This window comes from Ralstonia sp. A12, from assembly GCF_000801955.1.
GTDB lineage: Bacteria > Pseudomonadota > Gammaproteobacteria > Burkholderiales > Burkholderiaceae > Ralstonia.
The window spans coordinates 1-13320 of the sequence record NZ_JSZO01000024.1; the positions used below are offsets into that span (position 1 = coordinate 1).

At 58.8% G+C, this 13320-nt stretch carries 11 protein-coding genes; 3 read left to right on the plus strand and 8 right to left on the minus strand.

Annotated features, from left to right (window positions below):
- Positions 1–2417: ESPR-type extended signal peptide-containing protein (locus tag PI87_RS29165; protein ID WP_269746656.1), on the minus strand; the 2417-nt coding region annotated here is incomplete at its 3' end.
- A 735-nt stretch (positions 2418–3152) separates the two neighbouring features.
- On the opposite strand from PI87_RS29165, the gene PI87_RS29170 reads away from it, so the two are divergent.
- Positions 3153–3341, plus strand: a complete 189-nt coding sequence (locus tag PI87_RS29170) for a hypothetical protein (RefSeq protein WP_157003193.1) — start codon at positions 3153–3155, stop codon at positions 3339–3341.
- A 39-nt stretch (positions 3342–3380) separates the two neighbouring features.
- Positions 3381–3632 (plus strand): DUF7696 family protein, encoded by a 252-nt coding sequence (locus PI87_RS21500; RefSeq protein ID WP_039599769.1) that lies wholly within the window; start codon positions 3381–3383, stop codon positions 3630–3632.
- Between the two features lie 63 nt (positions 3633–3695).
- Here PI87_RS21500 and PI87_RS21505 read toward each other — a convergent pair whose 3' ends face one another.
- Positions 3696–4421 (minus strand): response regulator transcription factor, encoded by a 726-nt coding sequence (locus PI87_RS21505; protein WP_039599811.1) that lies wholly within the window; start codon positions 4419–4421, stop codon positions 3696–3698.
- Positions 4422–4974: 553 nt separating this feature from the next.
- Positions 4975–5901, minus strand: coding sequence for a LysR family transcriptional regulator (locus PI87_RS28195; RefSeq protein ID WP_198139598.1), 927 nt, complete (start codon positions 5899–5901; stop codon positions 4975–4977).
- 548 nt (positions 5902–6449) lie between these two features.
- On the opposite strand from PI87_RS28195, the gene PI87_RS21515 reads away from it, so the two are divergent.
- Positions 6450–7115, plus strand: coding sequence for a GntR family transcriptional regulator (locus PI87_RS21515; RefSeq protein ID WP_232314054.1), 666 nt, complete (start codon positions 6450–6452; stop codon positions 7113–7115).
- A 78-nt stretch (positions 7116–7193) separates the two neighbouring features.
- On the opposite strand, the gene PI87_RS21520 is transcribed toward PI87_RS21515, so the two are convergent.
- The 5 genes from PI87_RS21520 to PI87_RS21540 all read right to left on the minus strand — a co-directional run bounded on the left by PI87_RS21520 (position 7194) and on the right by PI87_RS21540 (position 13280).
- Entirely contained in the window at positions 7194–7967 is a 774-nt protein-coding gene (locus PI87_RS21520) for an FkbM family methyltransferase (RefSeq protein ID WP_198139599.1), read from the minus strand.
- Between the two features lie 139 nt (positions 7968–8106).
- Positions 8107–9501: a glycosyltransferase family 9 protein gene (locus tag PI87_RS21525; protein WP_039599770.1), complete on the minus strand. Its 1395-nt coding sequence runs from the start codon at positions 9499–9501 to the stop codon at positions 8107–8109.
- A 22-nt stretch (positions 9502–9523) separates the two neighbouring features.
- On the minus strand, positions 9524–10447 hold the full coding sequence (locus tag PI87_RS21530; RefSeq protein WP_052321668.1) for a putative bifunctional diguanylate cyclase/phosphodiesterase: 924 nt from the start codon (positions 10445–10447) through the stop codon (positions 9524–9526).
- A gap of 562 nt (positions 10448–11009) precedes the next feature.
- Complete coding sequence (locus PI87_RS21535) at positions 11010–11723, minus strand: winged helix-turn-helix domain-containing protein (protein WP_084210049.1); 714 nt, start codon at positions 11721–11723, stop codon at positions 11010–11012.
- Between the two features lie 213 nt (positions 11724–11936).
- Complete coding sequence (locus PI87_RS21540) at positions 11937–13280, minus strand: FAD-dependent oxidoreductase (RefSeq protein WP_052321670.1); 1344 nt, start codon at positions 13278–13280, stop codon at positions 11937–11939.
- Positions 13281–13320 lie beyond the last annotated feature (40 nt).

Below are 13320 nucleotides of genomic sequence, written 5' to 3' on the forward strand. Positions count from 1 at the left end.
GTCACCGTACTGTTGGTCGTGCTCAGGCCGGTCGACAGCGACGCGACATTGCTGTTCGTCGTGCTCAGACCAGTGGACAACGAGTTCACCCCACTCTGTGCCGTGCTGATCCCGGTCGACGCCGAGGTCGACAGCGACGTCACCGTACTATTGGTGGTGCTCAGTCCGGTCGACAGCGAGTTCACCCCACTTTGCGCGGTGCTGATCCCCGTCGATGCTGACGTCGACAGCGATGTCACCGTGCTGTTGGTCGTGCTCAGGCCCGTGCTCAACGACGCGACGTTGCTGTTCGTCGTGCTCAGGCCCGTCGACAGCGAGTTCACGCCGCTTTGCGCCGTGCTGATCCCGGTCGATGCGGAGGTCGACAACGACGTCAACGTGCTGTTGGTGGTGCTCAGGCCCGTGCTCAGCGACGCGACATTGCTGCTCGTCGTACTCAGACCCGTCGACAGCGACGCAACGTTGCTATTGGTCGTGCTCAGGCCGGTAGACAGCGAGTTCACCCCACTTTGCGCGGTGCTGATCCCCGTCGACGCCGACGTCGACAGTGACGTCAGCGCGCTGTTGGTCGTGCTCAGGTCCGTGGACAGCGAGGCAACATTGCTATTGGTCGTACTCAGACCAGTGCTCAGCGAATTCACCCCGCTCTGTGCTGTACTGATCCCCGTCGAAGCCGAGGTCGACAGCGAGGCCACCGTGCTGTTGGTTGTGCTCAAGCCCGTAGACAATGAGCTCACACCGCTCTGTGCCGTGCTGATCCCGGTCGATGCCGAAGTCGACAGCGACGTCACCGTGCTATTGGTGGTGCTCAGGCCAGTCGACAACGACGCGACATTGCTGTTCGTCGTGCTCAGACCAGTGGACAGCGAGTTCACACCGCTCTGCGCCGTACTGATCCCCGTCGACGCCGACGTCGACAGCGACGTCACCGTGCTATTGGTGGTGCTGAGGCCGGTCGACAACGACGCAACGTTGCTGTTCGTCGTGCTCAGACCAGTGGACAGCGAGTTCACACCGCTTTGCGCCGTACTGATCCCCGTCGAGGCCGACGTGGACAGTGACGTCACCGTGCTGTTAGTCGTGCTCAAACCAGTCGACAACGACGCGACGTTGCTGTTCGTCGTGCTCAGCGCGGTGGACAGCGAGGTCACCCCACTCTGCGCCGTACTGATCCCCGTCGACGCCGAGGTCGACAGCGACGTCACCGTGCTATTGGTGGTGCTCAGGCCGGTGGAAAGTGACGCGACGTTGCTATTCGTCGTACTCAGGCCCGTGGACAGCGAATTCACGCCGCTTTGCGCGGTGCTGATCCCCGTCGATGCTGACGTCGACAGCGATGTCACCGTGCTGTTGGTCGTGCTCAGGCCCGTGCTCAACGACGCGACGTTGCTATTCGTTGTGCTCAGCGCAGTGGACAGCGAGGTCACACCACTTTGCGCCGTGCTGATCCCAGTCGACGCCGACGTCGACAACGAAGTGATCGAGCTGTTCGTCGTGCTCAGACCAATGTAGAGCTGACTGCCGTTGATGGCGTCCGTACTGGTCGCGGAAACTCGACCCGCGGCAACATTGCTGATCTGGCGCTCGCTGTTTACAGCCCCAACGCTGACCACACCGGTTGGGGTAGCACCGGCAAATCCGCTATACGTTTGCCCTCCCACCGTCGCACTGGCTGTGGCCACTGCCGCCGCCGTTACTGCGTTGCTTCCCAGTGCAACGCTGTTCGCGACCGTTGCCGAGGCACTCAACCCAATTGCAATGCTACTCGAACCCGCCGCCGATACCGATGCAGCTTCCCCGAGTGCAACGCTATCCGAGCCTAACGCCTTGGAGGTCCATCCCAGCGCCGTGCCGTTGATGCCGGTTGCCGTCGCACCCACCCCAACTGCAGTGGAATTTTGAGTGCTGTTCGCGTTCGCACCAGAGCCAATTGCAACGCCTCCTATGCCCGATGCCGACGCGTTGATACCAACCGCAACACTGTTGTTACCAGTTGCCACTGCGTTCATGCCAAAAGCAGAAGCCCCAGTTCCAGCCTTTGCCACATACCCAGATGCAGTGGCCCCGGCCCCAGTCGCCGTCGCATTGAAACCATAGACGGTGACACCGTTATAGCCGCCGCCGTTTGCCCCGCAGCCGAGAACCGTGGAGTACCCGTTACTGCCATCGGTATAGTTGACGAAGCTGTAGGTGTTGCCGTCCGGTCCTGCACCGGTACCGCTGCATCCAGAACCTCCAGAACCACTACCGCCAAATAGGTTCGCATGCGCTGCGCCTGACGCCAAGCCAATCAGCACCGCCGCAGCGCCTTTGGCTAGCCCGCCCTTGCTGCGCTTCCCCCGGGCAGACTGCACTTCCGAAACAGCCACCCAAGCGCCCAGCGCCTCATTCCAGATGCTCTTGTAAATCTTGTTCATGTTGATCCCTCTTTTTCTTGGCGCGAGCAGGTTGATCAGAAAAGCAAGGCATGCAATGCGTGCAGCACACGTGTCCAGGTGATGAGGTTCACCAGGGCGAGTACTGCAATCAAAGGCATGCGATGGTTGCGGGGGCGAGAACGCCACCCGCCCGCGTTTTGCACGTCGGACACGATGTCTAAGGAGAGTTGTCGAGCCCTATCTGTCGACCATCGTGCCCCGGCGTGGCCGGGGGAATAAAAACTCGTGTGTCGGAATCTCACTGCCTCTGAGCAAGAGCAGGAGCCCGGTTGCAACTGGAGGTATGTCAGGCTGGTTGCGTCCTCCCATATCTGGCGCAGGCACGCCATAAAACATTGATTGATCCAACGGCTGCCCACCGCGGAACTACGCAAAACAACTGTGTCTGCCTTTTTTTGTAAGGCAACGCTCAGCGTGCGCAGAGGGCAACAGCTCAACCAAAACTTGCTCTGCAGTCCAACCAACCGCCACTACTGCACGGCATCGTTTTGACAAAACAACCGGTGCCGGCCTTCACTGCCCTCCAAAAGACCTGTACTCCGAACGGATCCAGTTCTTTAGGAGCAACACCCTCCCCCCCCCCCGCGAAGGCGCACACCATTTCCACCTGCTTGATCACCCAATCAGGTGGGTCGCGCCGTCACAGTCATTTTTTTCCGGGCCTGTTTGCCAACCTACTATCCGCCACGACTTCGTGAAACACGGACCAGCGCCTTGGGAAAAATCCCGCTCTCTCTCGTACTGATGCTCGGCGGCCTTTTAGCCATTACCGCTTCTGTGCTGATCAACCGGCATTACCCGGGCGTCGTTTCCAAAGAGGTTCTACGGTTCATGCTGATCTTTGGAGCCGCCATCTCGCTGGCCGGCCTTGGTGCACGAATCGGCATCTGGCTTGGCGAATGACGTTCCTGTTTAAAGATCTTCAATCGAGAGGTTTCTGTCATGGTTTCGCGTGTGGACATTCAGCTCGCTCTCAACCGTCTCCTGGTTGAGCGCAAAGCTGCCTGCTCCGTGCACCGCGGTAGTTGGCTGCGCCTGTGCGAAGCCGCGCATGTCGCAGGCCTGCAGGATGGCGATCGCGCGAGGTACCTGGTGCGTGTCGTCAATCAGCGCGGCGCCGACATTGCGTTGGACCTCCGGCTCGGGGCGGAACAGCTGATTGCCCAGGTCACGCGCCAACTGGCCGACGAATGAGCATGACCACCCGCCCTCACGGCATGTCCAAGCGCCCCCCCTCACTTAAAGACCGCCGCTCACCTACTCATCCTCCGCACTCACCTCATCCTCCGCACTCACCTGCGTAAGACGGAACCCGTGCGAATACACGTTCATCAACCTGAACCCGTGTTCCGGCTTGATGGCCATCTTGGTCCGCACGCGCGAGACATGCGTGTCCAGCGTCCTTGAGTCGGGGCCAATGACGCGCCCCCAGACCGCCTTCTCGATAACGTCCCTCGGCACCAGCCGCCCAACGTTTCCGAAGAGGTACAACGCGACATCGAATTCCTTCGGCGCCAGGCCGACGTCAACACCGCGCAACCTCGCCGTCTTGGTCACGGAATCCAGGCTGTACAGCCCCAGCTGAATCGCGGTATCACCCACGTGGCCGGACGGGTAGGAACGCCGGAGCAGCGCCCCAACCCTGGCTGCCAGCTCGGCAGGTCGAATCGGCTTCGAGACGTAGTCGTCCGCACCCGCATTCAGTGCACCCACCAGGCTTTCCTCGAACTGGCACGAGGTGAGAAACATCACCGGCGTATTCAGCCCGACGGTCCGCCGGATCCACACCACGAGCTCATCGCCGCTCAGATCCGGCAAGTTCTTGTCCAGGATGAACATATCGAAGGACCGATCCCTCAGCGCGCGAATGAGCGACACGCCGTTGGGGAAACACTCGCACTCATTTGAAGTGGATTGGATAATCTGGCGCACCAACTCGGCTTGGTCCCCGTCATCCTCCACCAAAGCGATCTTCATACCCACTTCAACCCCCGCATCAATTAAAAACTGCACACCCTCAGAACCATCTTTGCGCCTCATCACGGGCGCTCTTCAACGCCAAACCAGGCACCAACCGCATTTCTTACCGTATCTTTGAAATGCTATTCACATTTCAAAAAAGAATGACATTGTCATCGATAACTTCCACTTTCGATTAGCCACCCCCAATCAATCAGCGGAAACTACAACTATCGATGTAGACACGATCATTTAATTTTGAAACTCGAATCATTGGCTACAATTGCAAGGGATCCTGATGGAAAAAATCTACCAATACAGCCCCGCCGCCACAAGATAAGATATTTTTATCCATATAGATAAATATTATTATTGACATAATCACCTCGGCTAACCAACGCTTTGCCAGCGGTTTATCTTGCAGAGCCGCTCGCACTAACACGTGCCTCCGTACCCACTCGGTGGCAAAACCGTGCCCATGTGCGTGAAAGCTCCGGCGCTAGCGCATCTCAAAATACTTGTTGGTCAACCGTGCCCGGGTCCACTATCCCGCCTCCGTCTAGCGCTTGAGACGAGGTCAGGAAGTCAGAGCGTCGCGCTCAACGAATGGAACTTCTCTGGCAGCCTCTTCGAACATTTCCAGAAGCGCCTCGGCGTCATCCGACAAATGGTGATCACGCCGCGTTAGCAGATAGGCAGACATGGTGATGCCTTCTATCTGCATCGGCATCGCCTCAAGACCGTGGCTCTCCATCTTCATTTTGAAGGTCGGGTACTGAACAGGAGCAATCAAGTCCGCCTCCTGCAGCAAGAGAATCGCCGCTGAGATCGTCTGGCAACGAGAGACCTTAGGTACCTGCAATCCAGTGGACTCGAAGTATTGCGTGAACGCTCGGTCGACGTCGTCGCCCACCTCGCATGGCAGCAACCATTCTTGGTCGGTCACCGCATCGATACGCTGCGCGTGAATCTTGGGGTGTGATGGCCTGGCAACCGCAACCACCGGCATCGAGAACAACCGCCTTGGCACCACGAAATCCGGGAACTTCATATCCCGGAGCCCATTGACAATCGCGAAGTCAATCGCGTTTTCGAACAGTCGGCCCAACGCAGAGGAAAAGCTACTTTGATAGAAGGACAGCAACGTATCGCGCCCTTCTCTCCGAAACTCACTGAACACCTTCGGCAACAAGCAACACTCTGCCAGTTCGGACAGGCCCACTACGACACTTCCCGCCTGCTCACCGCGCATTTCCAGCAGCTCGTCCTCGGCTCGCTTCATGTCAGCCGCGATGGATTTTGCGCGACGGTAGAACACCGCCCCATAAGACGTCAGCTTCACGCCTTTGACCGATCGCAGCAGTAGCGGCACGCCTACTGTCTTTTCCAGCTCGCGCATGCTTGCGGTGATCGCGGGCTGTGTCACACCAAGCGCGCGCGCTGCGCCATGAATACTTCCTTGTGTCACCACGTTCAAGAAAACATGCAGTTGTTGCAAGGTCATGGCGCGCCCCGAGTGAATCGCATTTGCCGTTTCCATACTAGTCGCGACACTGAGTCGTGCCACGAGAGCTTTCCTGCGCAAATCTTTGTCGCCGCCGACCACGCGCAACCGTCACCCGATCCCAATACTGGATGCTGCCGGCGACGAACTGCGCTGTCGCGGGGATACGGCGGTAGCTGTACTTCCTATGCATGGCACACCCCTCACATCTTTTCACTCTTACAAGTATCTTTCTGGAACAGTTGTAACATGTCAGTACACTATCAGAAAAATTCCAATGCCGCCAAGTTTTGTTTAGCCCTTGGCACAGATTGCATTGACAGGTGCTCCCGACAGCTCGTGAGAAGCTTGCGACGCCGAATGGCGCGGCATTTAGTGCGCCATGAAGCGCTCAGATAGGCCTTCTGGATCGTCAGATCGCTTTGACGGCCAGGCACGACCTTGTCGACCGTGTCAGATAGAAACGGCGCGGATTGGACAGATCAGTGGCCCAACACTAATATGGCAGCAATATTTCTCTAATTTTGCGTATGTCAAAACTTGGCCACATGCCAGACACGCTTGCCGAGCAAGCACACCAGCAGTTGGAAGAACTGATCGTCACGCTGGAGCTCGCACCTGGCAGCGTCTGGTCCGAAGTGTCACTGGCGGAAAAATTGAACACGGGCCGGACCCCTGTGCGGGAGGCGGCTCAGAGATTGGAAGCCGCCCATTTGGTGACCATCGTCCCGCGGCACGGGATCATGATCACCAAGCCGGATATCCAGGAACAATTGCTTGTTCTGGAAACACGCCGCGAGTTGGAGCGGCTGATAGCGCAACGCGCTGCCCGGCGCGCACTGCCCAGCGAACGCGAGCAGATGCGGGAAGCCGCCAAGAAGTTGATCGCCGCGGGCAAGTCCAAAAATGTGCTCGCCTATCTGCGTACCGTGTACACGGCAAACCAGTTGATGGCGCGATTGGCGCGCAACACATTTGCCGCTGAAGCCATTGCGCCGCTGCACGCGCTATCCCGACGTTTCTATTACACGCAGCATGAGCGCTTGAATGACTTGCAGACGGCGAGCCAACTCCATGCACGCATCATCAGTGCAATTGCTGGTGGCGATGAAATGGAGGCGGGTCAGGCGGCCGACGCAATGATGGATTACATCGACAAGTTCACGCGCGAATCCCTGACACGGGACTTTGAGCCGAACTATGTAGCGGCCTAGTGAGAACCTGATCACTTCACCGTCGATCAGGTCTTGATTCTTCTGCGTTGTCTTCGAGCAGAACAGATCGATCTTCCGTCATGCCTTGACGAAGAGAACGTTCCGCTCATCCACCCAGAAGCGCTTGAGCAGTTCAGGGTCGCTGCCCGGAACCGCAAGCATGTTCTGCCCCACTTCGAAAAAGCGGTAATCCCACTGTCCCAAGAAATTCTTGATGCGCTGTTTGTCGGTCTTGAGAATTTCCACCCAGATCAGCGGCTCGCAGGCCTCGATGATCGAACGCGCGCCCATCAGCACATCGAGTTCCATCGACTCCACATCGATCTTCAGCAGATCGACGCGTTGCAGGTGCAGCGCATCAAGTGCGATCTGACGGACTTGACGCCCATTTTCCGGCGTGTAGTCGAGCCGTTGTCCAACCGATAGCACCGGGGTGTCGGGCTTCCTGATCTCAAGGCTGCCGTAAGAGCCAGGCTTGCCGTAGTTCACGTGCGGTATGGTGATGATCTCGTTGACCGCACCTAGCGCAACATGATGCGCGTGCACATTGAACAGATTGTTGAGGGCAACGTTGCCGGCCAGCGCATAGAAAATGAAGTCCTGCGGCTCGAACGCGTGCACGGTGCCCCATTGCGTCATCAGGCGGCCGGCCTCCACCGAGAACACGCCGATATTGGCACCGCAGTCCAGAAACACGACGCCGTCCCCCAGCCGTTGTCGTTGCACACGCAAGAGCGACAGCAGGAACTCGACCTCCGAGCCATCAAACGAGGCCGTTTCCAGTAGGTTCAAGCCCACACCATAAGCGGGCCGCCCATCAACCATCGCATAGTCATTGCGATTGACGATCAACGTGCCGTGATTGGTTGCCGCAAGAATGAACGAGATTGCGCGCTGTTCTGAAAACATAAGACACCCTTCTTCAAATCCAATTGCGATCGCCTACCAACGTAAGCGCATCTTCATGCCGCATACATCGAACAGCGTCCGCTTATGGGGCACTCAGGCTGCTGATGCCCGCGACCAACTTGGGTATCAGCGTGTCCCAGTCGCCCATGGCGTCGGGCCTGAGTACGTTCAGCGATGGATACCAAGGCGTCGTATCCGCACCTTGTTCGTAGCGCCAATCAGCGCATCGTGCATTGAGCAGCAAGCAGCCAGGCTTGTTCAGCGCACCGGCTGCATGGGTGAGTACCCCATCGTTGCCGACGAAGCCATCCAACTGATCGATGACCCCAATGACTTGCGCAAGGCTGGTTTGCAGCGGCAGGACTGTGCAGTGCCGAGGGTCATTCGAGTACAGGCCTTCGGCCCAGCGCACCCGCTCGTAGCCGCGCTGCATGACAACCCAATGGATGTCGTCTGAAGCGGTCCATAGCGGGTCAAGATGTTCATGGACCAGGCTCTTGCGCGCATACAGATCGTTGGATTCGCAGGACGACCAGAAAATACCAACGCACCTTCTTCCTTGTGCTCGCTTGCGTATTTCACTCAGTACCTGCGCAACTTGCGGGTCGCCATACGGCTCGATGTAGCGGTCGGTAGATCCGTAGCCAAGCACGGGAAAAAGCGACGCAAACAGCGCGAATGGCGTCGTCCACATATGCGCATCATTGCGCCCGCCCACAAAGTCGGCGGACCTCAGCTGCTGTGCTAGCTGGTGGTCGTGTTCATTGATCCAGTAGCCGCCCAACAGTCCATCGAATTGAACGTCCCAGTCGATCTCCACGCCAAGTGCTTGCAAGGCGCGCGCATACCGAATCCACTGGATGAAATCACCAAATCCGCAGGAGAACGCCTTGATGGTCAAGCGCTTTGGCAGCGCTCGCTGCCCGGACCAGTAGTGCTCCACATCCTGCGTTGGCCATAGCTCGGCAACGGCTTGCGGGCTGCAATAGCTCTTGTGGAAGGCGTGGATGCCAGCGGCAATACCGTGGCTACGCATGATGCTGCGCGCGCGAATCTGTTCGCTCATGCACGATGCCGAAACGGTGGCGTCACGCTGCACGCTCAGCCCACGATCATCCTCGCCAAGATAGTGGTAGCCGCACAATCGCACGTAGTGGGACGATTCGCCGGGAAGCTCCGTCTTGGATGCCAGCGCGTCGATTGCCGCAAGGCCAACTTCTTTTGCACCGAGGTGCGCACAGATATCCGCGAGGCAATGAAAGTGCATGCCAAAGGTGCCTGCTTCGCGTGTCAGCATGAAGCAGATATCCAGCGCTTTCAGAAGCCGGTTTGACCGGTAGTACATCTGTGCCAGCCAGTACCAATACTCCGCACTACCTTTGTCCGCATCGTGGCGCGACGCAAGGAATGCGCTGCAGGCATCGATGTGACCGCCGAGCAGCGCTGGCTGCAGCTTGTCATAGCCGTCGACATGCATGCGTGCCTCCCATTTTCGTCAGTCAACGCGACAAGGCTGAAGGCACGGCCCTCACTTGATGCAATGCATTTGCCGCCCACCATGCGCAAACGTCATCAGCGCGCATGGGGCGACCAATGAAGTAGCCCTGTGCCATGTCGCATCCCATTTTCTGCAACACGTCCACCACCGCTTTGGTTTCCACACCTTCCGCCACCACCTGCATGCCGAAGTCGTGTGCAAGCCGGATGGTCCACGCCACGATGCGTTGATCCGCCTTGCTGCTATCCAATGCCGCGATGAATGATCGGTCGATCTTGAGCACGTCGACCGGCAGCATCTTCAGATAGGCGAGCGAGGCATAGCCCGCCCCAAAGTCATCGATAGACAGCTTGACCCCAATCTCCCGAAGCAGAAGCAATCGCTTGAGCACGACTGCCGAGTCTTGTATGAGCGCGCTCTCCGTGATCTCCAACTCAATGGAATCTGGAGGGATTTCGAACGCATCCAGAAGCGCCTTGACGTCATTTACGAAATTCGGCGCGGCGAAATTGCGGACGCTGACATTGATGGACAACGACGTGCAGAACCCATTTTCATGCCATACCCGCAGTTGGGAGAGCGCCGCCTTGATGACCCACATCGTGAATGGGTGGATCAGCTCCGTTGCCTCCGCAACCTGAACAAAGACTGTTGGCGAGATGTCTCCACGCTCCGGATGATTCCATCGCGTCAGCACCTCAAAGCCCTCGACCGTTCCGTCGACGAGCCTCAGCTTGGGCTGGAACATCAGCGATAGTTGGTCCTCGTGAATCGCCTGCTCAAGATCCTGCTTGATCAGCATCATTTCAGGTGTCAACACCATGCCTGCCCCCGCCTTTGCGACACCGACTTGATCCACCACAAGATTCTCCCGACTGATCGGGCTGATATCGCCCCCGGCAGCAATGTGAGAAACGATCCGCATGCTCCACCCCTAGTTCGCTTTTTTTGTATTCATCGGAAACAACAGGATGCCCCTGCCCCAGATCATCTGGTGGATAGCGACCCATGGCAGGTTATCGGACAGTAGATTGGTGTTTCAAAAAACAATCGTTACGCGAGACAGTGCCGGCATCGTGATGAGGACGACACGCAGCCTGTATCGCCATGACGCGGCCGTGCGATGTGCGACATGAACCAAGTCCGCGCAGAAGCGAGCCAAGCAAGCGCTTCGATGCATCAACGAGAGCAAAGGCAAGGGCGAATGATCCGGCTCGAAGATCGCCAGACTCCAGCCTCGGACGTCAAAGCAACCCTTCAGGCCGGCGCCGCTGGAGCGGGTCTTCGCCAACATCGTCAATCGGACTGCTGCAAAAAAAAGCGCCAGACGGACGGGTGACCGCCTGGCGCAACAGGGGGTGTCAAGGTTCCGGGGAAGAGCGGAGCGTGTGGAACCTCGACGGCAGAAAGATAAGGCAATCTGCAGGGAACACTGTTTCTAACTGTATCTATTGATCTCGCAAACGAATCTGCGCGCGCCACACCTTCTACATGCCGCCTGCGCCAACCACCAAGCAGTAGCCGCGACCGCGCACGGTCTGGAGTTTTCCGTCGCACGGCGTACCGGTTAGCGCCAAGCGTAATTTGTGTACACACACGTCCACCGTCCGCACGCCAACGTAGGCGTGCCTGTTACCCCACACGTGGTCAAGCAGTTGCATGCGTGAATGGGTCTGCTGGGGGTGCACTACAAAGAAATGCAGCAGGCGGAATTCCAGCGGACTGAGGGGGACCGCACGCGGTCCGCTATCGGTTTGCGCCGTCACACCCAGCACGAGGGGATCGAGAAGCAGGCCATTGAGCCGCACCACCTCGCCGTCCTGCGGCGGTGAGCGGCGACGCAGCACGGCGCGAATGCGCGCGTGCAGTTCACCAGCGTGGCACGGTATCACCATGCAATCGTCAGCACCGGCGTCAAGCGCTGCGATCTTGGCGTACGCATCGTCATCAAGCGACAACGCGATGATCGGCAGACCATGCATGTTCCTGCTGGCGCGCAGGGCCAACACCATCTCGGTCGCCGCACTGTTCGGTAACGTCCACTCCATCAGCAGCAAGTCCGGCGAGAGCACACTCATGATCGCCTGTACCTGAGCCAGGTTCGTGACCCAATGGACGGTGTGCCCTGCCTCCCGCAGCAACCGCAGACACCATTCCCCCTCGACGCGGTCTTTGCCGATCATCAGTATTTGCAAGTTCACTTGAAAGCCCTGTCCAAGGATGCTGCTCGCGTAGCCAATGATTCAGGCTACGCGAGCAGCGCGCTTTCAAAAAAATAACTGTGAACTGCAGGCCGCCCTTGCTATGGGCGTGATGGTCGAGCACCTGCTGTCGGCACGGAGCGACGCAGGCTCACCTCGTGAAAACCGCGCCGGATTCTCTACTTCTCAGTAGTACCGTCTGTTGGTGAGGGGTCAAAGTCTCGCGCCGTCGCGATTCAGGAGTTGCCGCACATCCTGCCCCGCAATCGCACGGACACTGATGCGCTCGTTCGCGGCAAGTGCGGCGGCGTGCCCGATTGCGTGTCCGTAGGAAAAGCACTGCGCTGTCACGCGCGCAGAGGCAACCGCTTCATGCTCCGCCGACAGGCACCGCCCCGCCACCAGCAACGACTCGCCCTGACTCGGCACGAAGCAGCCAAAGGGCACCTCGTAGTAATCGTTGAGCAGCCATTCAACGCGCGGACGATCGCCCGTATGCAGTTCAATGGGCCAAGGCGATCGCGCAATGCCGTCGGCAAACTTTGCGCCCGCCAGAATGTCGGCGTTGCGCAGGGTCTTTGCACCGCGCGCCTGTCGCGTCTGCCGCACCCCAACCTGCACCGCCGTGTCATTCACCCAGCTTGCCTCGCAGCCCGCCAGATACTCGCGGAAGAATCGCGCGTACTCGCGTGCCTGCAAGCGCCCTTCGAATTCCGCTTCTGAAAAGTCCCGGTACAGCACTGCGTTGAGTTCCCGCCCGTCCGCCCCTGTCACACGCGTGCAGTTGCAAAGCAGTTCACCAGGCCGCGTGGTGGGAAACAACCAGATCTTGGCGCGCGGAAGCCGGTAGCCCCGGATGTTGGCCTGCGCAATCTTTGCCGAGACTTCTAGCGGCATGATGGTGTCTCGACCGTAAGCGGCAATGAATCGCTCCATATCGACGCCCATCAGCCGGAAGATCATGGTTGGGTTCTGCACGCGCCCGCCGTCTCCCATGAATGTTGGCAACCCGGCCATGGAAACCAGATCGGCATCGCCCGTGGCATCAATCGTGACAGCGGCCCGGATTTGCAGCTTGCCCTCCTTCGTGTATACCTGAGCGCCCGCCACGCGGTCACCATCGAGCAGCACTTCCGTCGCCACCGCGTGGTAGATGGTGGTCACGCCGGCACCGGACAGCAGCGCGTCGGCAGTCTCCCGCCATGCGAGCGGCTCATGCACACGCGTGTAGGTTTTTCCGTATTTGAGCGGTTCACTCAACCCGTCGCGCTGTTCCATCTGCGCGATGAATTCATCGACGAATCCGTGCACGAGCTGGCGTGGCGCCGCGTTGCCTTCGCTGGCTTCGTACAAGCCGCAGATGGTGCCGGACAGCCCTGCCACCGCGCCGCCCCCGCAAAAGCCGTAACGTTCGATCAACACGACGCGGCAGCCCTGTCGCGCGGCCGTGACTGCCGCCGCCAAACCCGAGGCACCGCCACCTGCGACGAGAACATCTGTATCCAGGACGTGGGCCGGCCGCCGATCCAGGGCGGCCAGAACATGTGTGCTTGCCATGAGCAGATCCCTTGAAATGCACGGACTGGGCCACCGGCCG

Coding starts and splice junctions, on each gene's coding strand:
- PI87_RS21540 (WP_052321670.1), bottom strand. CDS start 13,280: ATGGCAAGCACACATGTTCTGGCCGCCCTGGATCGGCGGCCGGCCCAC.
- PI87_RS21500 (WP_039599769.1), top strand. CDS start 3,381: ATGGTTTCGCGTGTGGACATTCAGCTCGCTCTCAACCGTCTCCTGGTT.
- PI87_RS21515 (WP_232314054.1), top strand. CDS start 6,450: ATGCCAGACACGCTTGCCGAGCAAGCACACCAGCAGTTGGAAGAACTG.
- PI87_RS28195 (WP_198139598.1), bottom strand. CDS start 5,901: ATGACCTTGCAACAACTGCATGTTTTCTTGAACGTGGTGACACAAGGA.
- PI87_RS21530 (WP_052321668.1), bottom strand. CDS start 10,447: ATGCGGATCGTTTCTCACATTGCTGCCGGGGGCGATATCAGCCCGATC.
- PI87_RS21525 (WP_039599770.1), bottom strand. CDS start 9,501: ATGCATGTCGACGGCTATGACAAGCTGCAGCCAGCGCTGCTCGGCGGT.